This window comes from Methylobacterium oxalidis (assembly GCF_007992195.1).
In the GTDB taxonomy this organism is placed as follows: Bacteria; Pseudomonadota; Alphaproteobacteria; order Rhizobiales; family Beijerinckiaceae; genus Methylobacterium; species Methylobacterium oxalidis.
Genome location: NZ_BJZU01000024.1, coordinates 1 through 25316, shown reverse-complemented (window position 1 = coordinate 25316; position 25316 = coordinate 1). Strand labels below are relative to the sequence as shown.

The 25316-nt window shown below is 72.4% G+C and carries 27 protein-coding genes and 1 pseudogene; 15 read left to right on the top strand and 13 right to left on the bottom strand.

The features are described from left to right. From MOX02_RS07570 to MOX02_RS07560, 3 genes and pseudogenes are all read right to left on the bottom strand, one after another. Nucleotides 1–604 (bottom strand): annotated as a pseudogene (locus MOX02_RS07570) (HAMP domain-containing histidine kinase); the annotation flags it as partial. Between the two features lie 240 nt (nt 605–844). Continuing rightward, nucleotides 845–1090, bottom strand: a complete 246-nt coding sequence (locus MOX02_RS07565) for a hypothetical protein (RefSeq protein ID WP_147025200.1) — start codon at nt 1088–1090, stop codon at nt 845–847. A 119-nt stretch (nt 1091–1209) separates the two neighbouring features. Continuing rightward, entirely contained in the window at nt 1210–1509 is a 300-nt protein-coding gene (locus MOX02_RS07560) for a hypothetical protein (RefSeq protein WP_147025199.1), read from the bottom strand. A 297-nt stretch (nt 1510–1806) separates the two neighbouring features. Here MOX02_RS07560 and MOX02_RS07555 point away from each other — a divergent pair, with 297 nt between their 5' ends. Both MOX02_RS07555 and MOX02_RS07550 read left to right on the top strand, forming a co-directional pair. Then, nucleotides 1807–2250: a hypothetical protein gene (locus MOX02_RS07555; protein WP_174804890.1), complete on the top strand. Its 444-nt coding sequence runs from the start codon at nt 1807–1809 to the stop codon at nt 2248–2250. Nucleotides 2251–2358: 108 nt separating this feature from the next. Further along, nucleotides 2359–3783, top strand: a complete 1425-nt coding sequence (locus tag MOX02_RS07550; protein ID WP_147025198.1) for an FAD-binding oxidoreductase — start codon at nt 2359–2361, stop codon at nt 3781–3783. A gap of 7 nt (nt 3784–3790) precedes the next feature. On the opposite strand, the gene MOX02_RS07545 is transcribed toward MOX02_RS07550, so the two are convergent. After that, complete coding sequence (locus MOX02_RS07545; RefSeq protein WP_147025197.1) at nt 3791–4189, bottom strand: DUF3775 domain-containing protein; 399 nt, start codon at nt 4187–4189, stop codon at nt 3791–3793. Nucleotides 4190–4415: 226 nt separating this feature from the next. Between MOX02_RS07545 and MOX02_RS07540 the strand changes: the two genes are divergently transcribed. The 4 genes from MOX02_RS07540 to MOX02_RS07525 all read left to right on the top strand — a co-directional run bounded on the left by MOX02_RS07540 (nt 4416) and on the right by MOX02_RS07525 (nt 8456). Then, complete coding sequence (locus MOX02_RS07540; protein ID WP_244948433.1) at nt 4416–5873, top strand: hypothetical protein; 1458 nt, start codon at nt 4416–4418, stop codon at nt 5871–5873. Between the two features lie 163 nt (nt 5874–6036). Further along, nucleotides 6037–6834 (top strand): 4-hydroxy-tetrahydrodipicolinate reductase, encoded by a 798-nt coding sequence (dapB, locus tag MOX02_RS07535; protein WP_147025196.1) that lies wholly within the window; start codon nt 6037–6039, stop codon nt 6832–6834. An 82-nt stretch (nt 6835–6916) separates the two neighbouring features. Beyond that, the gene (locus MOX02_RS07530; RefSeq protein ID WP_147025195.1) at nt 6917–7552 is read left to right on the top strand and encodes a 2,3-bisphosphoglycerate-dependent phosphoglycerate mutase; all 636 of its coding nucleotides are present in this window, start codon (nt 6917–6919) and stop codon (nt 7550–7552) included. 256 nt (nt 7553–7808) lie between these two features. Next, nucleotides 7809–8456: a sigma-70 family RNA polymerase sigma factor gene (locus tag MOX02_RS07525; RefSeq protein WP_238179330.1), complete on the top strand. Its 648-nt coding sequence runs from the start codon at nt 7809–7811 to the stop codon at nt 8454–8456. Nucleotides 8457–8483: 27 nt separating this feature from the next. Here the strand turns inward: MOX02_RS07525 and MOX02_RS07520 are convergent, their stop codons facing one another. Next, nucleotides 8484–8723, bottom strand: a complete 240-nt coding sequence (locus MOX02_RS07520; protein WP_147025193.1) for a hypothetical protein — start codon at nt 8721–8723, stop codon at nt 8484–8486. A 358-nt stretch (nt 8724–9081) separates the two neighbouring features. Between MOX02_RS07520 and MOX02_RS07515 the strand changes: the two genes are divergently transcribed. The 3 genes from MOX02_RS07515 to MOX02_RS07505 all read left to right on the top strand — a co-directional run bounded on the left by MOX02_RS07515 (nt 9082) and on the right by MOX02_RS07505 (nt 11326). Beyond that, a complete protein-coding gene (locus MOX02_RS07515) occupies nt 9082–9540 on the top strand; it encodes a hypothetical protein (RefSeq protein WP_147025192.1) in 459 nt (152 codons plus the stop codon). Between the two features lie 8 nt (nt 9541–9548). After that, nucleotides 9549–10220 carry an alpha-ketoglutarate-dependent dioxygenase AlkB gene (locus MOX02_RS07510; protein WP_147025191.1) on the top strand — a complete coding sequence of 224 codons (672 nt, stop codon included), beginning with the start codon at nt 9549–9551 and terminating at the stop codon, nt 10218–10220. A gap of 128 nt (nt 10221–10348) precedes the next feature. Further along, nucleotides 10349–11326 (top strand): hypothetical protein, encoded by a 978-nt coding sequence (locus tag MOX02_RS07505; protein WP_147025190.1) that lies wholly within the window; start codon nt 10349–10351, stop codon nt 11324–11326. Between the two features lie 19 nt (nt 11327–11345). Here MOX02_RS07505 and MOX02_RS07500 read toward each other — a convergent pair whose 3' ends face one another. After that, nucleotides 11346–12779, bottom strand: a complete 1434-nt coding sequence (locus MOX02_RS07500) for an FAD-linked oxidase C-terminal domain-containing protein (RefSeq protein ID WP_147025189.1) — start codon at nt 12777–12779, stop codon at nt 11346–11348. 276 nt (nt 12780–13055) lie between these two features. Between MOX02_RS07500 and MOX02_RS07495 the strand changes: the two genes are divergently transcribed. Then, nucleotides 13056–13421 carry a c-type cytochrome gene (locus MOX02_RS07495; RefSeq protein ID WP_147025188.1) on the top strand — a complete coding sequence of 122 codons (366 nt, stop codon included), beginning with the start codon at nt 13056–13058 and terminating at the stop codon, nt 13419–13421. Nucleotides 13422–13524: 103 nt separating this feature from the next. Here MOX02_RS07495 and MOX02_RS07490 read toward each other — a convergent pair whose 3' ends face one another. Beyond that, a complete protein-coding gene (locus MOX02_RS07490; RefSeq protein ID WP_238179326.1) occupies nt 13525–14001 on the bottom strand; it encodes a MarR family winged helix-turn-helix transcriptional regulator in 477 nt (158 codons plus the stop codon). A gap of 344 nt (nt 14002–14345) precedes the next feature. On the opposite strand from MOX02_RS07490, the gene MOX02_RS07485 reads away from it, so the two are divergent. Beyond that, the gene (locus tag MOX02_RS07485) at nt 14346–14768 is read left to right on the top strand and encodes an organic hydroperoxide resistance protein (RefSeq protein ID WP_147025186.1); all 423 of its coding nucleotides are present in this window, start codon (nt 14346–14348) and stop codon (nt 14766–14768) included. On the opposite strand, the gene MOX02_RS07480 is transcribed toward MOX02_RS07485, so the two are convergent. From MOX02_RS07480 to MOX02_RS31845, 3 genes are all read right to left on the bottom strand, one after another. Next, nucleotides 14717–15535, bottom strand: coding sequence for a methyltransferase domain-containing protein (locus tag MOX02_RS07480; protein ID WP_147025185.1), 819 nt, complete (start codon nt 15533–15535; stop codon nt 14717–14719). The genes MOX02_RS07485 and MOX02_RS07480 overlap by 52 nt on opposite strands. Nucleotides 15536–15598: 63 nt before the next feature. Then, nucleotides 15599–16558 carry a site-specific tyrosine recombinase XerD gene (locus MOX02_RS07475; protein WP_280525311.1) on the bottom strand — a complete coding sequence of 320 codons (960 nt, stop codon included), beginning with the start codon at nt 16556–16558 and terminating at the stop codon, nt 15599–15601. A 32-nt stretch (nt 16559–16590) separates the two neighbouring features. Further along, complete coding sequence (locus tag MOX02_RS31845) at nt 16591–16743, bottom strand: histidine kinase (protein WP_147025183.1); 153 nt, start codon at nt 16741–16743, stop codon at nt 16591–16593. A 261-nt stretch (nt 16744–17004) separates the two neighbouring features. Here MOX02_RS31845 and MOX02_RS07465 point away from each other — a divergent pair, with 261 nt between their 5' ends. Continuing rightward, a complete protein-coding gene (locus MOX02_RS07465; protein WP_147025182.1) occupies nt 17005–17607 on the top strand; it encodes a shikimate kinase in 603 nt (200 codons plus the stop codon). Between the two features lie 41 nt (nt 17608–17648). Next, on the top strand, nt 17649–18776 hold the full coding sequence (gene aroB, locus MOX02_RS07460; RefSeq protein WP_147025181.1) for a 3-dehydroquinate synthase: 1128 nt from the start codon (nt 17649–17651) through the stop codon (nt 18774–18776). Here the strand turns inward: aroB and MOX02_RS07455 are convergent. Next, nucleotides 18754–19722: a phosphatase PAP2 family protein gene (locus MOX02_RS07455; RefSeq protein WP_238179328.1), complete on the bottom strand. Its 969-nt coding sequence runs from the start codon at nt 19720–19722 to the stop codon at nt 18754–18756. The two genes, aroB and MOX02_RS07455, sit on opposite strands and share 23 nt — an antisense overlap. A gap of 157 nt (nt 19723–19879) precedes the next feature. Here MOX02_RS07455 and MOX02_RS07450 point away from each other — a divergent pair, with 157 nt between their 5' ends. Continuing rightward, nucleotides 19880–21190 (top strand): HlyC/CorC family transporter, encoded by a 1311-nt coding sequence (locus MOX02_RS07450; RefSeq protein ID WP_147025180.1) that lies wholly within the window; start codon nt 19880–19882, stop codon nt 21188–21190. A gap of 223 nt (nt 21191–21413) precedes the next feature. Further along, nucleotides 21414–22568, top strand: coding sequence for a GGDEF domain-containing protein (locus tag MOX02_RS07445; RefSeq protein WP_147025179.1), 1155 nt, complete (start codon nt 21414–21416; stop codon nt 22566–22568). Here the strand turns inward: MOX02_RS07445 and MOX02_RS07440 are convergent, their stop codons facing one another. Continuing rightward, nucleotides 22569–24497 carry a potassium transporter Kup gene (locus tag MOX02_RS07440; RefSeq protein WP_147025178.1) on the bottom strand — a complete coding sequence of 643 codons (1929 nt, stop codon included), beginning with the start codon at nt 24495–24497 and terminating at the stop codon, nt 22569–22571. 108 nt (nt 24498–24605) lie between these two features. Continuing rightward, a complete protein-coding gene (gene bioD, locus MOX02_RS07435) occupies nt 24606–25316 on the bottom strand; it encodes a dethiobiotin synthase (RefSeq protein WP_147025177.1) in 711 nt (236 codons plus the stop codon).

The window sequence follows — 25316 nt, the reverse complement described above, 5'->3', positions numbered from 1 at the left end:
GCAGCTCGGCCGCGGACGCGCCGGGCGCCTGAGCGCCCCCCGTCTCGACGGCGCCGACCTGCACCCCGGTGATCTGGCTCAGCACCTCCCGGGTGGCGCTCAGGCGCTGCACCTTCTCCGTGAGGGAAAGCACGAGGTCGGCGTTCGAGGCCTGCTGGCGCAGGCGCGCCCGGTCGGCGAGTTCCACGAGGCGTCCGGCCCGGGCTCCCATCTCGCTGACGAGGGCGTCGTTCTCGCGTGTGACGCGGATGAAATCCCGCATCCGCGCCACGTAGCGGGCGAGCGCACCCCGTGCGGACTCGATGCGGGCCGTCTGGTCGGCGGTGCGGACATAGGCTTTCAGCCCGTCGAGGCCGGTCCCCGCCTCCGCGGTCAGGGCGAGGAAGCGCTCGGCATGGGCGGCGCGCTCGCCGGCGCGGGCGCCGACATAATCGTCGCGCACCATGCGGGCGAGCGCGAGGACGCGGTCGACCTGGCCCGCCAGCACGGCGCCGCCGCGGGCGCGCTCCTCCTGCGCGAGGAGGAGCCAGCCGGCCGCGGCGATCGCGGCGGCGATCAGGATCGGGACACCGCCGACGAGGAGAATCTTCCGCCCGACCCGCATCGATACGCCTATCACCCCCCGCTCCGCGGCGCGTCGCGGCGGCAGAGCCCGCGCGGGCGGAGGTCTTGCAGGCGACGCAAGCCGCGCGGCAAACACCGGCTTCGGCTCGTGAAATCCGTCGCATGGACGGCGGCCAGTGTAGATCCTTCGCGCGGACGGGCAAGCGCGCCCGGCGGAGCGGCGCGGGGCGCGCCGTCCTGGCTCACGGGGAACAGGCCGGACCGGCTGAGGGGTGGGTGGTCAGGGGGTCACGAGCGCCTTGACGATGCGGGCGCGCGGGCCGCCCCGACGCGGGCGCGCTCCGCCGCGCGCCGGCCTGAGGCCGGGCTCAGACGTCGGCGCGGGCGTCGGCGCGCCGAAGCGCTCGGCGAGGCTCGGGGGCGCCGGCCGGGACGCGCCCGAGGCACCGGTCCCGTGCAGCATCTCCGCCAGGCGGGCGGCGGCCTCGGGATCGGCGTCGAGCAGGCTCTTCTCGAAATGGGACATGGTCTTCTGTCCGGATCCTTCGCGGATCGGCGGTGATGGTGCGGGATTCGCCTTGCCGGCGGACTCAGGAGATCCCTCGAATTGCGCGGATCCCCTCGCCGCGCAGGCGGCCGTCCGGCTCAGCGGTGCAGGTCGGCGCGGGGCCCCGGCGCGGCGCCCGTGAAGGAGATCACCCGCACGCTGCGGCCGTTCGGGCCGGCCGTCCGGTCCGAGCAGGCGGCGACCGCGTAGGGCCAGGCCGCCTCGCGGCAGAGGGGAGCCGGGCCCGTGCCGGCGGTGACGGCCGGAGCGGCGACCTGCGCCGCGTTCGGGGCCGCGTCCTGCGCCGCCCTGGCCGTGGCCCCGGCGCCCGGCATCGCGAGGGCGAGACCCGCCGCGAGGGCTGCGCTGACGCCGGCGAGATGAACGAAGATCGACATGACACCCTCCCGACCTGGCTCGGCCGTTCCCGATGCCTCATCTAGGGGTTGCGCATGTCCGCAGTTTTGCGTCGGCCGTCCCAGGATCCGGGGATCTGGGGCCGAGTGTTGCGTGGCGGCTCCCCGACGCAACAATCCCTGGTGGCGCGCCGGGCATCCGCCGGCCGGAGGCGCGCTGTGGCCCTGGGACGATTCGCCGGCCCGCCCCGCTCTTGGTGCCGGCGGCGGCGTGGCCTATCTCGCCTCCCGTCAAGCGGCCCTGACTCAACGAGGCCGCCCAGCCGAGGAACGTCCAGGATGCGCACGCTCTCCCTTCTCAGCCTCGGCCTCGCCGCCGGGCTCGCCGCGGCGCCCCCCGCCGAGGCCCAGATCCGCAACGCGCCCGCCCCGCGCGCGCTCGAATTCGCCGCCTACATCTTCGCGGCCTCGAACGTCTGCGGCTACCGCATCGGAACGGAGCAGTTCGAGGCGCTGCTCGCCAAGCAGAACACCCGCGCCGAGGACGTCAGTCCCCGCGGGCCCTTCGGCAACCGCGTGCAGACCATGTTCGCCCTGATGTCGAACCAGATGGCGCTCAACCGCGAGAAGGCCTGCCTCGCGGTGGCCGGCGAGTACGGACCGGAGGGCAACGTCGCCCAGAACGTGCTCCTGCCGGCCGCGGCAGTGGCGCCCGCCGAATCCGGGGGCCCGGCCGACAAGCCGGCCGCGCCGCCGGCCGAGGCGCCTAAGCCCGGGCAGTAGCCCGCGCACCGGGGCCGCGCATCGACCGCGGCGCCGGCCGGCCCGGGGACGTCCCGGCCCGGCGTCCGTTCTGCTAGGAGGGGACCGACCCAGAGCCGGAGACCCGCCATGCCCGACGCCCTCGCACCGTTCCGCGATCTCCTCGGGGAGGGCGGCGTGCTGTCGGAGCCCGACCGCACCGCCGCCTACACCCTCGACCACCGCGAGCTGATGCGGGGGCAGACGGAGGCGGTGCTGCGCCCGCGCAGCGTGGCGGAGGTGCAGGGGCTCGTGCGCCTCGCCCGCGCGCAGGGCTACGGGCTCGTGCCCCAGGGCGGCAACACCGGCTATGTGGGCGGCGCGACCCCAGAGCCCGGCCGGCGCCAGCTCGTGGTCAGCCTGGAGCGGATGACGCGGATCCGCGGCGTCGACCCGCTCAACTTCACGCTGGCCTGCGACGCGGGCGTGATCCTCGCCGAGGCGCAGCGCGCGGCGTCCGAGCACGACCTGCTGCTGCCCCTGAGCCTCGGCTCGGAGGGGAGCTGCCGCCTCGGCGGCAATCTCGGCACCAACGCGGGCGGCTTGCAGGTGCTGCGCTACGGCATGACCCGCGACCTCGTTCTCGGCATCGAGGCCGTTCTGCCGGACGGCGCGCTCTTCTCGGACATGCGCACCCTGCGCAAGAACAACATCGGGTACGACCTCAAGCAGGCCTTCATCGGCGCCGAGGGCACCCTCGGAATCGTCACCGGCGTGGTCCTGAAGCTGTGGCCGGCGCAAGCCTTCCGGGCGACCGCGTGGCTGCAGCTGAGCGCGGGCGCGCCGGTGCCCGAGATCGCGGCCCTGGTGCGGCGCGAGACCTCCGACCTCGCCACCACCTTCGAGCTGATCTCGGCCTCGTCCCTCGGCCTCGTCGCCGAGATGCGCGGGGCCGATCCCGGGCTGAGGGCCGGCCCCGGCGGGGCCGTTCTCCTCGAGTTGCAGGCCTCCTCCGCGCGCATCCCCCTCGACGACGTCCTGATGGGCACGCTCGAGCACCTGATGGAGCAGGGCTTCGTGGAGGACGCGGTGCTGGCCCAGTCCGAGACGCAGCGGCGAGCGATGTGGGCGATCCGCGAGACGATCCCCGAGGGCGAGAAGCACGCGGGCGGCTCGGTGAAGCACGACATCGCCGTGCCGGTCTCCCAGCTCACCGCCTTCCTCGACCGGGGCGGGGCGCTGCTCTCCGAGCGGATGCCGGAGGTGCGGCTCTCCTTCTACGGCCATGTCGGCGACGGCAACATCCACTACAACCTCGTGGTGCCGCAGGGCCGGGACCGCCTCGCCTTCACCCGCGAGATCGAGGCGGGCATCGCCCACGACCTCTACGCGATCGCGATCGACCTCGGCGGCAGCTTCAGCGCGGAGTACGGCATCGGCCGCTTCAAGCGCGACCTGCTCGCCCGCTACGGCGACCCGACCCGGCTCGGCCTGATCGCGGCGGTCAAGCGCGCCTTCGACCCGGAGGACGTGATGAACGCGGGGGCGATGCTGGTCGAGCCGCCCGACGCGTGATGCGCCCTCACGCCTGCGGCAGGTCCGGCACGATGCCCAGCGCGTCGAGGCCCTCGTCGAGGAGGTCGCCCGCATCCGGCGTGCCGAGGAGCTCGTGGGTCGCGCCCTCGCCGACACCCTCGCGCTCCCGGGCGAAGCGCACCGCGTCGGCCCATTCCTCGGGCTCGTAGTCGCCGCGGCCGACGTAGAGGAGCGCCAGCAGGTTGGCGCGCTCGTCGACGTTGAGGCCCGAGATCATGCTGCGGACCTCGCCCTCGGTGGAATCGTCCGTGCCCGAGACGAGAACGTCCGTCGAGCCGTCGTCGATCGGGTTCGAGCCGGAATCCGGATCGGTCGCCCCTTCCTTCACGTCGATCGCCCGCAGACGCAGGATGATCTCGGTGACCTTATCGACGGCGATGTCCATGGGTGACTCCTGAGGAACTGAGGGGCGTGACGGCCCCGGCGCACCGACAACACCCGAGCGGGCGCGCGGTTCGGCCGGGCAGCCGCGCGGGCTGTCCGGCCGGCGCCCCCATGCCTGCGCAGGCGCGGTCCTTCCCACCCGCCACGGCCGCGCTAACTCGGCTGGCGTGTCGACCATGCCGCCCTCATCCTCCGCCCCCGCCCGACCGCGCCGCGCGGCCATCTCCGTGACGTCCCTGGCCGTCCTCGCCCTGGCCGCGGCGGAGGCGCGCGCACAGGGCGAGGGCGCGGCGCCGGCCTGCTTCCTCACCGGCGGCGGCACCCTGGAGATCTGCCGCAGCGGCGGCGAGGCGGAGGGCGTGTTCTTCACCCCGCGCCCCTGCGAGTTCGCGGCCAACGTGCAGATCCTGCGGCTCACCGGCGTCAAGGGTGCGCCCGGCCCGCTGCAGGCCGTCTACCAGGGCGAGACGCCGCTGGAGCGGGGCCGCGGGCGCCGTGCGGGGGCGGAGACCTGCGAGCCGCGCCGGTCCACCAACCCCCTCGATGGCGGCTCCGTCCGCTCCGGCCGCAGCCCCGAGCAGCTCGCCACCACCATGCCGCCCACGGGCTACCGGCTCTGGGAGATGGCCCGCGAGGTCGCCCGCCCCGAGCGGCGCAAGCGCCGAGGGCGGTCCCGCGAGCGCGAGCGGGCGGAGGCGCCGGCCGAGGCCGCGGCGGAGGGGATCGGCGCCCGCGACCCCGTGGTCGTGACGGGCCGCAACTGGGCGGGCGACGAGTACTACTACGTGTTCCTCCTCGCCACCGCGATGACGGAGGGCGGCGCTCGGCGCGTCCAGATCCAGGCCCGCACCTACGATTTCGAGCGGTTCGACGTCCGCGGCCGGGGCGAGGACGGCAATCCCGCCTGGGTTCCCTTCCAACCCGAGGAGGGGCCGGGCCGGCGGGGCCGCCGCGGGCGTGGACGCGAAGGGGGATCGGACGCGGACAATCCGAGCCCCGCGGCGGTGCTCGACGAGGCGGGCAAGCCGATCTTCGGCAACTGCCCGGGCCGGGGCTTCGACACGCAGGGGCTCGCCGGCTCGATCAGCGTGGTCGATCAGGTCTACCACTGGTTCTACACGGACGTGCTGCCCTCCGACTGCAACGAGCCCGTGCTGAAGCGGCGCACCGCCCTCTACCTGCGCACCAGCCGCGACCTCACCGCCGACCGGGTCTGGTCGGCGCCCCGCACTGTGGCCGAACCCCTGCCGGCGGCGAGCCTCGTCCGGGTGGCCAAGGCCAAGGGCATGGATCGCTGGGTCGTGGCCTACGCCTGCAACCGGCCGGCCAATGCCCAGGGCGGGCCGGTGGCCGATCTCTGCGTGCAGTACACGCCCGACCTCTCGATCGGGTCGCTGGCCGGCCTCACCTGGTACGCCGAGCCCGTGGCGGCGATGCGCTCGGCCGCCTATCTGGGCCTGCGCTCGGGCGGCGACGGCAGCGGCCGCTACGGTCGCGCCCAGCATTTCTGGATGACCGACCGCTACGGCAACCTCGACGTGCCGACGAGCTTTTCCGGGAAGGCCGGCTTCCTCACTTGGCTCGATCGCTTCGCCCCGCGCGAGGACGGGAGCGACGCGTCGAGCGTCTACGGCCGCCCGGTCTACTGGGCGACCTGGTCGGTGCGGAACGTCGGGGTGCGGTGAGGGCCCGCGCGGGAGATCGTCCGGACCAAGCCCGCGCCTCGGCCGTCACCGGAGGCGAGCGGCGCCGCGCGGATGGCGGCCTCGAATGTCCGCCGCACCATTGGCAGCCGCGGGCTGAGCCTGTAGGCCCCGCGGAAGGACATTCTTCGGCAGGATGAGGTCGATGCGGCTCGTCGTGGTCGGCGCCGACGGGCGCATGGGACGGATGCTGATCCGCGCGGTGGCGGAGGCCGAGGGCTGCACGCTGGCCGGCGCGATCGAGCGCGAGGGTTCGGCCGCGCTCGGGCAGGATGCCGGCACGCTCGCCGGCCTGCCGCCCCTCGGCGTGAACGTGACCGACGACCCCCTGCCCGTCTTCGCCGCCGCCGAGGGCGTGCTCGACTTCACCACGCCCGCCGCCACAACGCATTTCGCCGAGCTCGCCGCACAGGCGCGCATCGTGCACGTGGTCGGCACGACCGGCCTGTCGGAGGCCGACCTCGCCCGGCTCGAGGCCGCCGCCCACCACGCCCGCATCGTGCGCTCCGGCAACATGTCGCTCGGCGTCAACCTCGTGGCCGGTCTCGTGCGGAAGGTCGCGGCGGCGCTCGGCACGGAGTTCGACATCGAGATCGTGGAGATGCACCACCGCATGAAGGTCGACGCGCCCTCGGGCACCGCCCTCCTCCTCGGCGAGGCGGCCGCCGAGGGGCGCGGCGTCAGCCTGCCGGACGTCCGGGTCTCCACCCGCGACGGGCACACCGGCGCGCGGCGCCCCGGCGACATCGGCTTCGCGACCCTGCGCGGCGGCACCGTGGTCGGCGACCACAGCGTCACCTTCGCCGGGCCCGGCGAGCGCATCACGCTGAGCCACCACGCCGAGGACCGGGCCATCTTCGCCCGTGGCGCCGTACGGGCCGCCCTCTGGGCCTTCCCGAAGCGCCCCGGCCTCTACGGCATGACAGACGTGCTCGGCCTGTAACCGCGCCCAAGCTTCAGCGCCCCCGCCCCCTCTGGTAGAGCGCCTTCAAGGCCCGCCCGAACCCGCACAAGGAACCGTCCCGATGGACCGCCTGCTCGTCCTCGCTCGCCACGGCCAGAGCGAGTGGAACCTGAAGAAGCTGTTCACGGGCTGGCGCGACCCGGACCTGACCGAGCTCGGCGTCGAGGAGGCCCGCCGGGCGGGGCGCTGGCTGCGGGACCAGGGCTACGGCTTCGACGTCGCCTTCACCTCGAACCTGAAGCGGGCCCAGCGCACCTGCTCGCTCATCCTCGGCGAGATGGACCTCTCCGACATCGAGGTGATCCGCTCGCAGGCGCTGAACGAGCGCGACTACGGCGACCTCTCGGGCCTCAACAAGGACGACGCCCGCGACCGCTGGGGCGACGAGCAGGTCCACCAGTGGCGCCGCTCCTACGACGTGTCGCCCCCGGGCGGCGAGAGCCTCAAGGACACGGCGGCGCGGGTGCTGCCCTACTACATCGAGACCATCCTGCCCCGGGTGATGGCGGGCGACCGGGTGCTGGTGGCCGCGCACGGCAACTCGCTGCGCGCCCTCGTGATGGTCCTCGACCGGATGACGCCCGCGACCATCGCGGGCCTCGAGATCGCCACGGGCATCCCGCTGGTCTACCGCCTCAAGGCCGACACGACGGTCCTGATGAAGACCGTGCTGGAGCGCGACATCGATCAGGACTGAGCCCGATCGCGGCGGCGCCGGCGCACGCGATCACCGTCGCATGCACGATAACGCCGAAGACGCAGCTTCTCGTTGAGCGCGCGTTCATGTTTCCGTTGCTAAGGAAATTGGAATCGCTTTAAACAGCTCGGCCGTCCACGGTCGAGCCGGCGCCTCACGAGGGTTTTCGTCGCGTATGACAAGCAGCTTGCGAGGGACGGGAACGGCCAGCAGGCAGGCACGCTCGGACGAAACCTCGGGTCTAGGCCGCGATGACCTGCCGACGGCGATCCACGACTACCTGTCGGAGCCGTTGCAGGAGTATTTCCGCCTCGCCGAGCAGGAGCCGCTGACGGCGCGGCTCGCGGATCTCGTGGCGCGGATCGAGGCGGCGCTGGCCGCCCGCGGCGGGGCGATCGAGACCGCCTTCCGCGAGGATCTGATCCGGGCGCTGCCGGCCCTGCGCACCTTCGCTCTCTCCCTCTGCGGGAACGTCAGCCGCGTCGACGATCTCGTCCAGGAGACGATGATCAAGGCCTGGGCGAACCAGGAGCGCTTCCGCCCGGGGACCAACTTCACGGCCTGGGTGTTCACGATCCTGCGCAACCAGTTCTACACCGAGCTGCGCCGGGCCAAGCGCGAGGTCGAGGACGCGGACGGCGCCCATGCCGGGCGGCTGACGGCGCTCGCCGACCAGGAGGATGCCTGCACGCTCCGGGCGGTGTGGGACAGGATCTCCGCCCTGCCGCTGACGCAGCGCCAGGCCCTGATCCTCGTGGGCGCCGAAGGCTGCACCTACGAGGAGGCGGCCGAGCGCCTCGGCTGTCAGGTCGGAACCGTGAAGAGCCGCGTCAGCCGCGCCCGGGCGGCGCTCTCGGGCGCGCTCGCGGAGAGCGCCGCTCCGGTCGGGCACGTGCCGGCCTGAGGGCTCTCCCGCCGGACGGGGACGGGCTCAGGCCGGCTCCGCGCGCGCCTTCTCCCCGCAGGCGGGACAATCGGGGAAGGGCTGCCAGTCGGTGAAGGCGTCCTGCGGGTAGCTGTGCTCGCAGGAGGCGACGTGCCAGGGCCGGGCGTCGCCGCAGCGGCGGGGATCCCAGCGGATCACCGCCCGCCGATCGGGGTCGTGTCGATCGATGGCGATGATCCACCGCCCGTCGTGAGGCGCCCTGTCCATCGGCCGCCAGCTGTTCATCGCGCGCTCCTGCCAAACCGCGTCGAGGGCGCTACAACGCGCGGGAGGCCCAAACCGTTCGGGCGCGCCGTCCCGTCGCGGGCCGAAGGGGCGACGCGATGTGGCGGACCGAGCTCCGGGCGCATGATCGCCGCTCCCGGCCTCGGCAGGCCTTCCCGAGACGGCCCTTAACCTGTGAGAAGCTGCAGTTCAGAATCTTTCAAGGTAGCGATAAATAGTTCCCGGCTAATGGACATGCAACCTTCCTCTATTGCAAAATTTTCCACGGCATCGAGCCAAAACAGGAATGCATTCTCTTCCAATGTACTGCGTCGTACTTGACATATAGCCGCGCTTTCTGCAGCTTGCCGCCCTCTACATGCGGGAGGAAGACATGCGACAGATTTTGTCGGAACCTTCGCGTGTCCGCGAGAATGATAACGGCTCCTATAGCCTCTATGTCGGTAACGAAGAGGTGATTTCCGGCCTGACGTACGACGACATGGTCGCGTTCTACTTGGAGTCGACCGGCGGGACCGTCGATGTCCGCGACGGTCGGCCCGCGGATGCGGCACCGCGGCTCGCGCTTCCGGAGGCGTCGGCTGGGTCCTGGTCCCGCACGGCCGAGGCCCGTCCGGGCGCGCCCACGGCCCGGCGTCCCGCCCGGCGGCGCGGGCGGCAGCTCTCGCTCCTGCCTCACGCCGAGTTCGTGCGGAAGGCGATGGAGCGCGATCCCCACATCCGGCCGATGAAGATGGCGCTCCTCCTCAATCAGGCCGGGGTGAAGGTGCACTCCCTGAACCCGGTGCGGAGCATCATGGCCTATTGCGAGGGTTGAGGGCGGGGATGGCAGGAGGGGTCGCGCTCGCGCCCGGGCTGATCCATCATCCCGGCCATCTCGACGCGGCGGCGCAGGCCGCGCTCGGGCGCGAGATCGAGGCGGGTCTGGCGCGGGCGCCCTTCTACACGCCGCGCATGCCCCGCACGGGCCGGCCCTTCTCGGTGCGGATGACCAATCGCGGGCCCCTCGGCTGGGTCTCGGACGAGCAGGGCTACCGCTACCAGGCGACGCATCCGGAGACGGGCGAGCCCTGGCCCGGGATGCCGGAGACCGCCCGGGCCGCCTGGGCGAGGCTCGCCGCCGATGCCCCGCCGCCCGAGGCCTGCCTCGTCAACCTCTACGGGCCGGGTGCCCGCATGGGCCTCCACCAGGATCGGGACGAGGAGGATCTCGACGCGCCCGTCCTGTCCCTCTCCCTCGGGGCGCCGGCGCTGTTCCGCTACGGCGGCCTCCGGCGGGGCGATCCGACGCGCTCGGTCCGGCTCATGCCCGGCGACGCCCTGGTGATGGGCGGCCCCTCGCGCCTCGTCTTCCATGGCATCGATCGCCTGCTGCCCGAGGCGCCCCACCTCCTGGCCGGCGCGGCGGAGGTGCGGCCGGGCTTCCTGCCTCCCGGCCATCGTTGCAACCTGACGCTGCGCCGCGTGACGCGGCCGGGTTCGCTCCGACGCGCCTGACGGCGCTTGACACCGGCCCCGGGGGCGTCGACGCATCGCATCCGGAGGAGACGTCGCCCGGGCCCGCTGCCCGCGGCCGTCCCTGGATCCCCGGCCGAACCGGGGTGAGAAGCGGAGTACCCTGTCCGATGCGGCTGCGTCACGCCACCCGTTCTCCCGCACGCCCTATCGCGGGTCCGCTGGTTGCCCTCGGCCTCGCCGCGCTCCTGGCCGGGCCGGCGCTGGCCGAGCCGGTCTTCCCCTCGGGCTCCCGCTTCGGCTTCGAGCCGCCCTCCGACATGGCGCCCTCGCGCCGCTTCTCGGGCTTCGAGCGGAAGGAGGGGGGCGCCACGGTCTCGGTGGTGGAGCTGCCGCCGGCGGCCTACGCGGATCTCGAGAAGAACTTCACAGACGAGAACCTGAAGAGCCAGGGCTTCGTGGTGCAGAAGCGCGAATCGCTGAAGGTGGCGGGCGGGGCCGACGCCGTCCTCTACACCGGCGAGCAGCCGCCGGAGGGCAACGGCGGCCCCGCGGTCCAGAAGTGGCTTCTCCTCGTCGGAGACCCGAGCGTGACGGGCATCATCATCGCCCAGGCGCTGCCCGGCGCCGAGACCGAGGAGACCATGCGCGGCATGGTGACCGGGGTGACGATCCGGCCCGCACTGAGCCTCGAGCAGCAGGTGGACGCCCTGCCCTTCCGCATCAACGACGCGGGCGGCTTCCGCCCGGTGCGGGTGCTGGCCGGCAACTCGGTGCTGCTGACGCAGGGGCCGAAGGACCAGATGATCAACCTGGAGCAGCCGATCCTCGTGCTTGCCCAGGCCGTTCAGCCCCCGCCCGCGGCCGAGCAGCGCGACGGCTTCGCCCGCGCCGCGCTCTACGCCAACCAGACCATGAAGGACTTCGTGATCGAGCGCTCGCAGAGCTACCGGCAGAACGGGGTCGACTGGCACGAGATCGTGGCCCGGGCCACCGACCTGCCCACGAACGTGCCGGTCGTCGTCTCGCAGACGATCCGCTTCGCGCCGGACGGCTACCTGCGGGCGGTCGGCGTGGTGCGCGAGGACCAGCGCGAAGGCACGCTCGCGAAGTTCCGCGCGATCGTCGACAGCGTGCAGATCAAGTAGGCGTCCCGAACCGCGGCCGTCAGGCCGCGATGCGGCCCTCCAGGGGAAACACCTTGGCGGGGTTCATCAGCCAGGCCGGGTCGAACACGTTCTTGACCCGCATCTGCTGCTCCAGGTCGGCCTGATTGTACTGGAAGCGCATCAGCTCGCGCTTCTCGATGCCGACCCCGTGCTCGCCGGTGAGGCAGCCGCCGACCTCGACGCAGAGCTTCAGGATCTCGTCGCCCGCGGCCTCCGCCTTCTGCAGCTCGCCGGGCTTGTTGATGTCGAACAGGATCAGCGGGTGCAGGTTGCCGTCGCCCGCGTGGAACACGTTGGCGACTCGCAGGCCGTGGCCGGCGCAGATCGCGCCGATGCGCTCCAGCACGTGGCCGAGCCGGCCCGTCGGGATGGTGCCGTCCATGCACACGTAGTCCGAGATGCGGCCGGTCGCGCCGAAGGCGGACTTGCGCCCCTTCCAGATGGCGGCGCTCTCGGCCTCCGAGCGGGACACCTTGAGGCTCGTCGGCCGGAAGCCCCGCGCGATGGTCTCGATCCGGCCGAGCATGTCGTCGATCTCGGCGTCCGAGCCCTCGACCTCGATGATCAGCATCGCCTCGGCGTCGCGCGGGTAGCCTGCCTGCGCGAAATCCTCGGTGATCTGGATCGCCTCGCGGTCCATGTACTCGATGGCGACCGGGATGATGCCGGCCCCGATGATCGCCGCGACACAGTCGCCCGCATCCTCCACCGAGGCGAACCCGACCAGCGCCGGCCGCGCCCCTTCGGCCGCGCGCAGGATGCGCACCGTCGCCTCCGTGACGATGCCGAGCTGCCCCTCCGAGCCGCAGATCAGGCCGAGAAGGTCGTAGCCGCCGCTGTCGAGGTGCTGGCCGCCGATCTCCACCACCGTGCCGTCGTTCATCACCAGGGTGACGCCGAGCAGGTTGTTGGTGGTCACCCCGTATTTCAGGCAGTGCGCGCCGCCCGAGTTCATGGCGATGTTGCCGGCGATGGTGCAGGCAAGCTGGCTCGACGGGTCGGGGGCGTAGAAGAAGCCTTCGTGGGCGACCGCGCCCGAGATCGCGAGGTTGGTGATGCCCGACTGCACCCGAGCGGTGCGGTTGGCGAAGTCGAGGTCGAGGACGCGGGTCATCTTGCCGACGCCGAGGATCACCGCGTCCGCCTGCGCGATGGCGCCGCCGGCGAGCGAGGTGCCGGCGCCGCGGGGCACCACCCGCACGCCGTTGCGGTGGCAGTAGGCCATCACGGCCGAGACCTCCTCGGTGGTCGAGGGCAGGATCACGGCCAGCGGCATCTGGCGGTAGGCGGTGAGCCCGTCCGTCTCGAAGGCGCGCCGCTCGTCCTCGCTGGTGATCAGCGCCTCGGCGGCGACCAGCGGCCGCAGGCCCTCGATGATCGCCTCGCGGCGCGCGACGATTTCCGGATCGGGGGCGGGGAAGGCGATCGACATGGCGTTCTCCCTGAAACTGCGGCCGGGGCGCCCGGCTTCAGCGCCCGCTCAGGTTCGAACGCCCAAGGTCGTGCGCGAGGCCCGCTCCGGGTCTCCGTACCGTTCTAGCCGAACGCGGGGCGCTGCGCATCCGGAACCGATCTGCGGCCTGAGGGCTTCCTTTCGTCGCAGATGCCCTAGATGCCGGCCTAGCGTTCACAGTCTCGATCTGTTCTAAACGTCAAGCTCGGCTATAAGCCCGGCGGTCGCGAACGACCGTCACCACGGAGGAAAACAATGCGTCACCTCATCCTCGGCGCCGCCCTCGCGCTGATGCTGCCCCTCTCAGCCCAGGCGCAGGACGCCGGCGACGCGGCGGCCGGCGAGAAGGCCTTCGCACCCTGCAAGGCCTGCCATGCCTTCGGCAAGAACGGCGTCGGCCCCGACCTGAAGGGCGTCGTCGGCCGCAAGGCGGGCGTGCACGAGGGCTACAACTACTCCGCCGCCCTGAAGAACTCGGGTCTCACCTGGGACGAGGCGAACCTCAAGGAGTGGCTGAAGGACCCGAAGGCCAAGGTGCCGGGCAACAAGATGGTCTACCCGGGCCTGAAGGACGACAAGAAGCTCAGCGACCTGATCGCCTACCTCAAGACGCAGTCGTAAGACCGCGACATCCGGACGGACCGGCCGCCTTCGCTGCGCGAGGGCGGCCTTTTTTCGTGGGCGCGATCGCCGCGACCCGGGACCTTCGCCGGGCGGCTCCGCTTCAGGCGGCGTCGGCGCTCTGAGCGGCCTGCTTCTCGGCGCCGGTCTCCTCGTGCAGGCCCGTGCGCAGGGTGACCAGATGGTCGAGGAGCGCGTGCCGCGCCTCGAGGTCGAGCCCGGTCATGCCGCCGGCCTGGTCGGGGATGCAGGCGAGGCGCTCCTGGAGGCCGCGCCCCTTCGGCGTGAGGAAGATGCTGACCTGCCGCTCGTCGGCCCGATCGCGCGCGCGGCGGACGTGGCCCGACGCCTCCAGCCGCTTGAGCAGCGGCGTCAGGGTGCCGGAATCGAGGAACAGCCGGGTGCCGATCTCCTTCACCGTCAGCCCTTCCTCTTCCCAGAGGACGAGCAGGACGAGGTATTGCGGGTAGGTGAGATCGTGCTCGCTGAGGAGAGCGCGGTAGGCGCGGCCGAACGCGTGCGCCGCAGCGTAGACGGCGAAGCAGAGCTGGTTGCTCAGGCGCTGGGACTCGTTCGGCACGGCGGCGGGTGAAGCGTCCCGCGGTGCGTTTCTCGGCTCCCCCCCGCGCGGGTCTTGGCGGCCCGGCATACGCGTTACTCCCTCCTCCGCGCGGCGACGCAGAAAATACTCACGACGCCAACATCCTAGTCAAATCACCGTGTGCACACAATCGAGACGCGCCCCCCAATTCGGTTGCGCGCAATAGAAAATCGTGCGAGACACGGAACAACATTGCGCGCAATCGATTTACGGATTCGTCCCGGATCGCGATGCAAAATCCGGTTCGTACCAACGATCCGCCATATCAAAGATCAACCTCCGCGCCGCTTTTTCGACGGCGCGCGCGGCCCCAGGAGAGCATCATGCAAGCACTGTATACCGCTCATGCGCACGCCACCGGCGGCCGCGAAGGATCAGCCGCGACGGACGACGGCACGCTCGACCTCCGGCTCTCGACGCCGAAACAGCTCGGCGGCGGGGGCGGCGCCGGCACCAACCCGGAGCAGCTCTTCGCCGCGGGCTACGCCGCCTGCTTCCTCGGCGCGATCAAGTTCGTCGCCGCGCAGGACAAGGTGCGGATTCCGGACGACGCCAAGGTCGAGTCGAGCGTCGGCATCGGCAAGCGGGAGGACGGCGCGGGTTTCGGCCTGACCGTGACGCTGCGGGCGACGCTGCCGGGCATCGACCCGGCCACGGCGCAGGATCTCGTGAAGCGGGCCGACGTGGTCTGCCCCTACTCGCACGCCACCCGCGGCAGCATCCGCGTCGACATCTCGGCGGCCTGACCGGGCTCGCGCCGGACGAGGCAGGTGGCCACCCGGTAGGTGACCCGGGCCCCGGCCGCGTCGAAGTCGCGCAGAACCCGGCGCAGCGCGCCGGCGGGCAACGGCCGGCCACCGCGCGGCGTGCCGGCCCCGATCGCGCGCAGCGCCGACAGGAAGGCGCGCCCGTCCGGGTGCGCCTCCACCAGCGGCTCCGTCTCGACGCTCAGGGTGCAGCCGGGTGCCGCGATGGCGCGCAGGGACGCGGGCGTCGGGTAGGCGGGCGTGGCGGGGGCGCAGCCCTGCGCGAGATGGGCCCGCCGCCACTCGGCGAAGGTGCCGTCGGCAAGCGTCGCCAGCGCGAGCCAGCCCCCTGGCGCGAGGAGCCGGCTCAGCGTCTCGACGGAGCCGGGCAAATCCTCGAACCATTGCACGGCGAGGCTCGAGGCGATCAGGTCGAAGCGAGGGACGGGGGCGAGGCACGGCCGCTCCCCGTCCATCACGAGGTAGCGCAGCCCCCCGCCCTCCGGCGCCCGCGCGCGGGCCCGGTCGATCATGCCGGGGGCGATGTCCGTGGCGAGGAGGCTGCGGGGCGCGAGCCGCTCGCGCAGGGCGGCCGTCAGGAAGCCCGTGCCGCAGCCGATCTCCAGCACGCGGGGAGCCGGCGCGAGGGGCAGCGCCGCGATCCGCTCCGCGAGCCGCGCGGCGACCCGGCCCTGGATGCCGGCCGCCCGGTCGTAGCCCTCGGCGCCGTCGAAGGCGCGCGCGACGGCCTGCTTCCATGACGACATCGGCGGGATTCAGAAAAGTTCGAGCGCGGAAGCCGGATCGCTTAGCGCGCGGCGGGCCGGGGCTCAACCCGGAGCGGCGCCCGCCCCCTCCTCCGCCTCGTCCATCAGCGGGTGCAGGTCGCGGACCATGCCCTTCAGGCGCTCGTCGAGGACGTGGGTGTAGATCTGCGTGGTCGAGATGTCGGCGTGGCCGAGCAGCTCCTGCACGATGCGCAGATCCGCGCCGTTCTGGAGCAGATGGCTCGCGAAGGCATGGCGCAGGACGTGGGGGCTGACCCGGTCGGCGCGCAGGCCCGCCGCGCCGGCCGCCGCCTTCAGGTCGCGGGCGAAGGCCTGGCGCGTGAGATGGCCGCTCTCGCTGTCGGAGGGGAACAGCCAGGCGCTCTCCGGGCCAGCCTGGGGCTCCGCGCCGAGGTGCTCGCGCATGGCGGCCCGCGCCATCTCGGTGAGCGGCACGAGGCGCTCGCGCCCGCCCTTGCCCTTCACCACGAGGAAGCGCTCGCGCGTCGAGGCGGCCGTGCGCGGCAGCGCGATCAGCTCCGAGACGCGCAGTCCCGTGGCGTAGAGAAGCTCGATCAGGCACAGCATCCGGCGGGCTCGGGCGATCTCGCCCGGCGGACCGGCCGCCGTCACCCGCGCGCGGGCGGCCGCCAGCAACCGATCGACCTCGGCCACCGAAAGGACCTTCGGCAAAGCGCGCCCGCGGCGCGGGCCCGCGACAGGCGCGCTCGGGTCGGTCTCGGCCATGCCCTCGGCGTAGAGGAACTTGTGGAAGCCGCGGATGCAGGAGAGGCGGCGCGCGGCCGACGAGCTCTTGAGGCCCCGCGTCTCCAAGCCCGCCATGTAGGCGCGCAGCGTCCCGGCCTCGACCTCGGCGGGGTCGATCCCCTCTTCGGACAGGTAATCGAGGTAGTCGTCGAGGTCGCGCCGATAGGCGTCGAGGGTGTTGCGCGCCGCCCCCCGCTCGGCCGCCAGCATGTCGAGATAGGCCGCGATCTCGGGCGCCGGGCTCGCCTCTCCCAGGGCCTGTCCGGCCCGCGTCGCGGGGCCGCGCGTCACCGGTTGCCCGGCTGGAGCTTCGCGGCGGGGATCGTCACGCTCATCTCCCGCGGGGTCGGCTCCACGAAGGTCGCCAGCGCGAACATGCCGGCGAAGACGAGGCCGGCGAGGATGGCGAGCGTGGCGATGAAACGGAACAGGGTCGGCACGTCGGGCGAACCTCGATCGGGCGCACGCGGGTCGGTGTTGCGCTGCGGCGTCAGGGGGTTCCATCACGCGAGCCGCGCGATGGCAAGGTCCGCGAAGCCACAGCGATCGTCTCGCGGGAGCCCGCCGGCCTGCGCGCCCACGATGCACCCCAGGGCACCGGAGAGCGCGCGGGGAGCCCATGTCCGGTGTTTCGCGCAAGAGGCAAAACGCGGTAAGACCCCAGGTCTCCGTACAGACTGGTCCATGCGTAGATCCGAGCCATGACAGAGCCTGAACCAGCAGGCGAACCTATCGAGTTGCGCTTGCGCCGGGCCCTCGGGCCGCGGTCGATCGTGCTCGTCGGGCTGATGGGCGCGGGCAAGAGCACGGTCGGGCGGCGGCTGGCCGGACGGCTCGGCATGATCTTCAAGGACGCCGACAACGAGATCGAGGCGGCGGCCGGCCTCTCGATCCCCGACATCTTCGCGATCTACGGGGAGCCGAGCTTCCGCGAGGGCGAGGAGCGGGTGATCTCCCGGCTGATCCGCGAGGGGCCGATGGTGTTGGCCACGGGCGGCGGCGCCTTCATGCGGGACTCGACCCGGGCCCGGATCGCCGAGGGCGGCATCTCGGTCTGGCTCAAGGCCGATCTCGACGTGCTGATGCGGCGCGTGCGCAAGCGCGGCAACCGGCCGCTCCTCCAGACGGAGGATCCGGAGGAGACGATGCGCCGGCTCATGGAGGCGCGCCACCCGGTTTACGGCGGCGCCGACGTGATGGTGCTCTCCCGCGACGTCTCCCACGACCGGGTGGTGCAGGACGTGCTCGAAGCCCTCGACGCCCATCTCAACGGGCCGACCAATCAGGGCGTCGCCGCCCAGTGACCGAGACATCGACCGAGACAGTGACCCAGGCGGTGACCGCAGTGACCGAGACAGACGGCGAGGCCCTCACCGTGCACGTCCCCCTCGACGGGGGGCGCGCCTACGACATCCGGATCGGGCGCGGCCTCCTCGACCGGGCGGGCGCCGGGGTGGCGGCGCTCGGCGCGCGGGCCGCCGTCATCGTCACCGACGAGACCGTGGCCGGCCTCTACGGCGAGCGGGTGCGGGCGAGCCTCGAGGCGGCGGGCCTGCGCTCCGGGCTGATCGCGGTGGCGCCGGGCGAGGCTTCCAAATCCTACGCCACCTACGCCGCCGTCTCGGACGGCCTCCTCGCGCACAAGGTGGAGCGCAACGACCTCGTCGTGGCGCTCGGCGGCGGCGTCGTGGGCGACCTCGCGGGCTTCGCCGCGGCCACGCTCCGGCGCGGGGTGCGCTTCGTGCAGGCCCCGACCACGCTGCTCGCGCAGGTCGATTCCTCGGTCGGCGGCAAGACCGGCATCAACTCGCCCCACGGCAAGAACCTGATCGGCGCCTTCCACCAGCCCCGCCTCGTGCTCGCCGACACCGGGGCGCTCGACACGCTGAGCGAGCGGGAGATGCGGGCGGGCTACGCCGAGGTGGCGAAGTACGGTCTCATCGGCGACGCGGACTTCTTCGCGTGGTGCGAGGCGCACTGGGCCGGCATCTTCTCGGGCGGGCCGGCACGCGACGAGGCGGTGGCGATCTGCTGCCGGGCCAAGGCCGGCGTCGTGGTCCGGGACGAGCGCGAGGACGGGGAGCGGGCACTCCTGAACCTCGGCCACACCTTCGGCCACGCGCTGGAGCGGCTGACAGGCTACGAATCCGAGCGCCTCGTCCACGGCGAGGGCGTCGCGATCGGCCTCGCGCTGGCCTTCCGCTTCTCCGCCCGGCTCGGCCTCTGCGCCGGCCAGGAGGCGGGGCGTGTCGCCAACCACCTCGCGATGGTCGGGCTGCCGACCCGCCTGCAGCAGGTGCCGGGCGGCTGCGGCGGCGCCGAGGCGATCCTCGAGGCCATGGGGCAGGACAAGAAGGTGCGCGACGGGGCGCTGACCTTCATCCTCGCCCGCGGCATCGGGAAGAGCTTCATCGCGCCGGGGATCGACCGGGCGGAGGTCCGGGCCTTCCTCAGCGAGGAACTGGCAGCCTGAGGGCGGCTGCCGCCTGCACGGCGGGCGCGGAGCGGCCGAGGGCCCGCAGGTTGAAGCCGCGGGCGAGCCTTATCGCCAGAGCGGCCAGACCGAGACCCGCGAGAACGTCCACGAAGTAGTGGCCGCCGTCGATCGGCGTGGCCGCGATCATCGCCAGATTGAGGGCGAGGCCCGGCCAGCGGGTCCAGCGATGCTGCCAGAACGCGTGCGCGAAGATCGCGGCCAGCGCCGCATGGAAGCTCGGGAAGGTGATGATGCCCTCCAGGTGGTTCAGGGACACCGTCCGGAAGGAGCCGTCCCGAAGCCCGTTGAGATCCGCGACGTGGACGAAGGCCGCCGCCGGGTCGAGGTGCGGGAAATCCTGGAGCCGGTTGATGTCGAGGTGCACGAACATCGCCATCGCCGGCATCAGCCCGGAGATAACGACGGCCCCGAGCGCCGCCAGCATCGTCGCGAGGACGAAGTCCCGGCAGGCCCGGAGCCGTCCCGAGAGCGCGAGCACCAAGAGGATCACGGCGATCTGCGGCATGATGCTCTGGTAGGCTAGGCTCAGGATCAGGCCCAGCCGGGGCCGGTCGTTCACGAAGGCGAGGTAGGCGCGCCAATCGAGGCCGATCGCCCTGTCCCAGGCGTGCAGCGTTCCGTCCCAGAGCGGGCCCCCGGCCCGGGCGACGGCGTAGGAGAGCGGCCCGGCAAGGGCCGTGAAGGCGACGAGCTGGGCGGCCGAGCCGAGCAGGACGGAGGCGCGCTCGTCCATCCGCAGCGTGCCGTAGTAGGCGGATCCCAGGGCGCAGGCGACCACCGCGAGCAGCGGCCCCGGCACGCTGCCCCAATCGACGCGCAGGCCCGCCCAGGCCAAGGCGAGGCCCGTCACGACCGCGACCGCGGCGATTCCATGCCAAAGCTGAGCGGAAGCCCGGATCTCGGGATGCACGGCAGGCCGCACGGGGCGCACTCCAGGGACAACACCCCGGGGATAGCCCGCGCACCGACAAGGACCAGTTAATGCGGAGCAGCAACGGTCGGCTCACGAGCCCGCATGGCCGACTGCGGACGCCGGGCCGCCGTGATAATCCGGCTTCCCGCAAGGACGACACCGGCCGATGGAAACCCACACCGACCTCTGGCTCGCCGCGAGCATCGTGGCGATCTCGCTCCTGCTCTCGGCCTTCTTCGCGGGCGCCGAGACCGCCTTCACCGCGGCCTCGCGGGCGCGGATGCTGTCGCTCGAGACGTCGGGGGACCCCCGCGCCGCCATCGTCAACCGGATCCTGGCGATCCGGGAGCGCTTCATCGGCTCCATGCTGATCGGCTACAACATCGTGGCGATCGGCGCCTCGGCCTTCACCACGAGCGTGCTCACCGCGCTCTTCGGCAAGAGCGGCGTGCTCTACGCCACCGCGGGCATGTCGGTACTGGTCATCGTGTTCGCGGAGGTGCTGCCGAAGACGCTGGCCATCTCGAAGCCGGACCGGGCGGCCCTCCTGATGGCGCGCCCCGTCGCCTTCACGGTGGCGCTGCTGGGGCCTCTCGCCGTCGCCATCGAGAACCTCGTGCGGCTGATGCTGCGCCCCTTCGGCGTCACCATCGGCGAGCACCAGTCGATCCTCTCGGCCACCGAGGAGATCCGCGGCCAGGTGGCCCTGCTGCACCGGGAGGGCGGCGTCGCCAAGGCCGAGCGCGACATGCTGGGGGGCCTGCTCGACCTCTCCGACCTCACGGTCTCGGAGGTGATGGTCCACCGCACCAAGATGCGCATCATCAACGCGGACCAACCCTCCGAGGAGATCGTGCGCGAGGTCCTGTCCTCGCCCTACACGCGGATGCCGCTCTGGCGGGGCAGCCCGGAAAACATCGTCGGCGTCCTCCACGCCAAGGACCTGCTGCGCGCCCTCGACGCGGCGGGCGGCGACGCCGCGGGCCTCAAGGTCGAGGCGCTGGCCCTGGAGACGTGGTTCGTGCCCGGCACGACCTCCCTGCGCGACCAGCTCAAGGCCTTCCTCACCAAGAAGACCCACTTCGCCCTCGTCGTCGACGAGTACGGCGAGGTGATGGGCCTCGTGACCCTGGAGGACATCCTGGAGGAGATCGTCGGCGACATCGCCGACGAGCACGACGTCACGGTCTCCGGCGTGCGCCCGCAGGGCGACGGCTCGGTCAACGCGGACGGCTCGGTCCCGATCCGCGACCTCAACCGGGCGATGGACTGGAACCTACCCGACGACGAGGCGACGACCATCGCCGGCCTCGTCATCCACGAGGCCCGGGCGATCCCCGACCAGGGCACCGCCTTCAACTTCCACGGCTTCCGGTTCCAGGTGCTGCGCAAGGCCAAGAACCGCATCACCACCCTGCGCATCACCCCGCTCGCGCCGGCGCCCTCGGCCCGACGCCCGGCTGCCCCCGAATCCTGAATTTCGCATTCAGATCACGATGCAGCCGGGTCACATGTCGCGCATCATCGTGCGCCGGAGACCCGGAACCCGGCCGCTCGCGCTCCGCGAGTGTTGAGAGCGCACGCAACGCCGAATAGATTGCATTCGCGGTTTCGCCTTCACGGATCCGCCAGCATGGGCCGTCTAACGAATCGACCGGCAGCGTTGCCCGGGCGAGCCGGGCCGGCACCGGAACGGATCGATGCGCCTCGACACCCCGACCCTGCTGCTCGTGACGGTGATCGTCACGTTCATGGTCGGAACCCTGTTCCTGCTGTCGTGGGGGCAGGACCGGAAGGCCCGCTCGCTCGCCATCTGGGGCATCGCCCACATCACCGGCGCCGTGGCCTCCGGCCTGCTCTCCCTGCGCGGTACAATCCCCGACGCGGTGTCGGTGGGGCTCGCCAACACGCTGATGATCGGGGCCTACGGGCTGATCTGGAGCGGCGTGCGCGCCTTCGAGGGGCGCCCCTTGCGCCTCGGCCTCGCCCTATCGGGCGGCGCGCTCTGGGGCGTCCTCTGCCTCGTACCCGAGTTCTACGCCTCGCTCGCCGCGCGGGTGATCCTCGCCTCGGCCATCGCCGGCGCCTTCTGCTTCGCGGGCGCCTACGAGATCTGGCGCGGGCGGGGCGAGCCTCTGGTCTCGCGCTATCCCGCTACGATCCTGCTCGGGGCCTACGGGCTCGTCTACGTCGTGCGCATCCCCCTGGCGCTGCTGACGCCGCTGCCGACGAACCAGAACCTGATGCAGTCCGCGTGGCTCGCGATCCTGTGCTTCGCCGGCATGCTGTTCACGGTGGCGATCGCCTTCACCTTCATGGCGCTCACCAAGGAGCGGATCGAGCGGGTGCAGCGCCTCGCCGCCGACACCGACCCCCTGACCGGCGTCGCGAGCCGCCGCGCCCTCGTCTCGGCGGCGCAGGCTCTGCTCGCCGAGCCGGAGCGGCCGGTGACCCTGCTGCTGTTCGACCTCGACCATTTCAAGAGCATCAACGACGCCCACGGCCACATGATCGGCGACGGGGTGCTGGTGGGCTTCTGCTGCGTCGTTCGGGCCCTCCTGCCGCCGGATGCCTTGTTCGGCCGGATGGGTGGCGAGGAGTTCGCCTGCGTGCTGCCCGACCGCGACGTCGAGGTGGCTCTGCGCTATGCCGCCCTGATCCGTGCCGCGGTGGCCCGCCTCGCCGTGCCGGATCTGCCGGAGCTGTCGGTCAGCGTGAGCATCGGCGCGGCCGGAAGCCGGGCCTTCGGGCAGGATCTCGACACCCTCCTGCGGGAGGCCGACGCCGCCCTCTACCGCGCCAAGCGCAACGGCCGGAACCGGGTCGAGGTCTCGGCCGCCCGGCGGGCCGCCTGATCAGATCTCGATCTCGGTGCCCACCTCGATCACCTGCCGGGTCGGCACGCAGAAATAGGCTCCCGTGCGCTCGCCGTTGCGCTGCATGAAGGCGAACAGCTTCTCGCGCCAGGGCGACATGCCGCGCCGGTCGTTCTTCGGGATCACGGTCTCGTGGCCGATGAAGACCGTGACGTCGTCGAGGAATTCCGGCGGCAGCAGGCCGTGCCCGACCGCGCAGGCGAGGCCCTCGGGGATCGAGGCGTCCTGCATGAAGCCGTAGCGCAGGATGATCCGGTAGAAGTCGGGCGCGATCTGCGAGACCTCGGCCCGCCGGTCCTCGGGCACGGTCGGCGTCTCCTCGTAGAGCGCCGTGATGATGAGGAGTCGCTCGGCCAGCGCGTGGCTGCGCTCCAGGAAGCGCGACAGGGGCAGCGGGATCCCGTGCGTCGCCGAGGACAGGTAGGCCGCCGCGCAGGGGAGCCGCACGGGCGGGTCCCGCCGCAGCCGCTCCAGGAACTCCGCCTCCGGCATGCGCAGGGAGGCGCGCGTCTCCTCGATGATCGCCGTGCCCTTCCGCCACGTCAGCATCATTAGGGCGACGAGGCCGGCGAGCACGAGCGGAAACCAGCCGCCCTCGAACAGCTTCACGCTGTTGGCGCCGAGGAAGACGAGGTCGATGACGAGGAAGAAGCCGTTGACGGCCGCGACCGCCACGGGGTTGTAGCCCCATTTCAGGGCGATCAGGGCGGCGAGCAGCGTCGTGATCGCCATCAGGAGCGAGACCGCGATGCCGTAGGCCCCGGCCAGAGCGTCGGAGGAGCCGAACACGACGACGGCGGTCAGCGTCGCCACGGCGAGGAGCGCGTTCACCGCCGGCACGTAGATCTGGCCGCGCTCGTCCGAGGCGGTCTGGACGATGCGCATGGTCGGCAGGAAGCCGAGCTGGATCGCCTGCTGGGTCAGCGAGAACACCCCCGAGATGATGGCCTGGGAGGCGATCACGGTGGCGAGGGTCGCGAGGCCGACCAGGGGGAAGTGCGCCCAGTCGGGGGCGAGCGCGTAGAAGGGGTTCTCGATCGCGCCGGGCTCGGCGAGCAGCACGGCGCCCTGGCCGAAATAGTTGATCACGAGCGCCGGCAGGACGAGGGCGAACCAGGCTTGCCGGATGGCGCGGGCGCCGAAATGGCCGAGATCGGCGTACATCGCCTCGCCGCCCGTGACCGCCAGGAAGGCCGCGCCGAGCATCGCGAAGCTGACCCGCCAGCCCGCATGGGTCAGGAAGTCGAGGGCTTCGAACGGGTTCAGGGCCCGCAGGATCTCCGGCTGGTGCAGGATGCCGCCGATGCCGAGGAGCGCCAGCACCGCGAACCAGGCCAGCATCACGGGCCCGAAGATGCGCCCGATGAAGGCGACGCCCTTGCTCTGGACGAGGAACACCCCGATCAGGATCGCCAGGGTGATCGGGACCACGAACCGGTCGAGGGCCGGCGCGTCGACCTTGAGGCCCTCCACCGCCGAGAGCACCGAGATCGCCGGCGTGATGGCCCCGTCGCCGTAGAGAAGCGCCGCGCCGACGAGGCCGACGACGAGGAGGAGCGCCTGCCAGGTTCCGGGCCTGGCGTGGCGGGCGCCGAGCAGCGCCAGCATCGCCACGATGCCGCCCTCGCCGCGGTTGTCGGCCCGCAGGATCAGCACCGCGTACTTCATCGAGACGATCAGGATCAGCGCCCACAGGATCAGCGAGACCGCGCCGATCACGGCCGCCGGCTCCGCGGTGCCGGTGCCGTGGCTCGCCGCCCGCACCGCCTCCTTGAAGGCGTAGAGCGGGCTCGTGCCGATGTCGCCGTAGACGACGCCGAGCGCCCCCAGCAGGAGCGCGGGGCGGGTGCCGCCCCGCCCGTCAGCCCCGTGGCGGGATCGGGCCTCGCGGTCCGCGGCTTGGCTCACGGTCGTCACTCCGCCGTCGGGCCGAGCCGGAGCGGGCTTGGCCGTACTTCGCGAAGGTAGACGGAGGATTGGCCGCGTCCAGGGCGGAGACGGTCGGCGGTGCGGCGCTCACGCGCTCGTGTCGGGAGAGCGCGGCGGCTCCGCCGGGAAGGCGAGAGCCGCGAGCGCCTCCGGGCAGTCCGCGCCGCGGTGCAGGCAGAAGACCGGTGCCCCCGCGCGCCGGCCGATCGCCTCCGCGACGGTCTCGGGTGGCACCGGCGCCCCCGCGCTCTCGCTCACCGCGACGGCGAGGAGGGGACAGGCGTGGGCGCGCAGGGTCTCCACCGCGGTGAGGGCGTGGCTGATCGCGCCGAGATAGCTGCCGGAGACGAGGAGGACGGGCAGGTGCAGGGCCTTGACCCAGTCGAGGCCGGTCTCGCCCGCGGTGATCGGGCTCATCAGGCCGCCCACGCCCTCGATCAGGACGTGCGTTCCCGGCTCGGCCGAGGCGATGCGCGCCTCGCACCACGCCACGAGGTCGGCCATGGCGAGGCTGCGGCCCTCGCGCGCGGCGGCGAGGTCGGGCGCGAGCGGGGCCTCGAAGCGCCAGGGCGAGCAGGCGGCGACGGCCCCGTCTGTGACGGCGAGCCCCTGCGCCGCGAGGAGCCTGCCGGTATCGCTGTCGGCGAAGTCGGGATGATCGTGGGGCGGGACCCCGCTCGCCAGGGGCTTCAGAGCCCGGACCGGGCGGCCCGCCGCCCGCAGGCGCCGGGTCAGCGCCGCGGTGACGTAGGTCTTGCCGATCTCGGTCCCTGCCCCGGCGACGAACAGCGCCCGCAT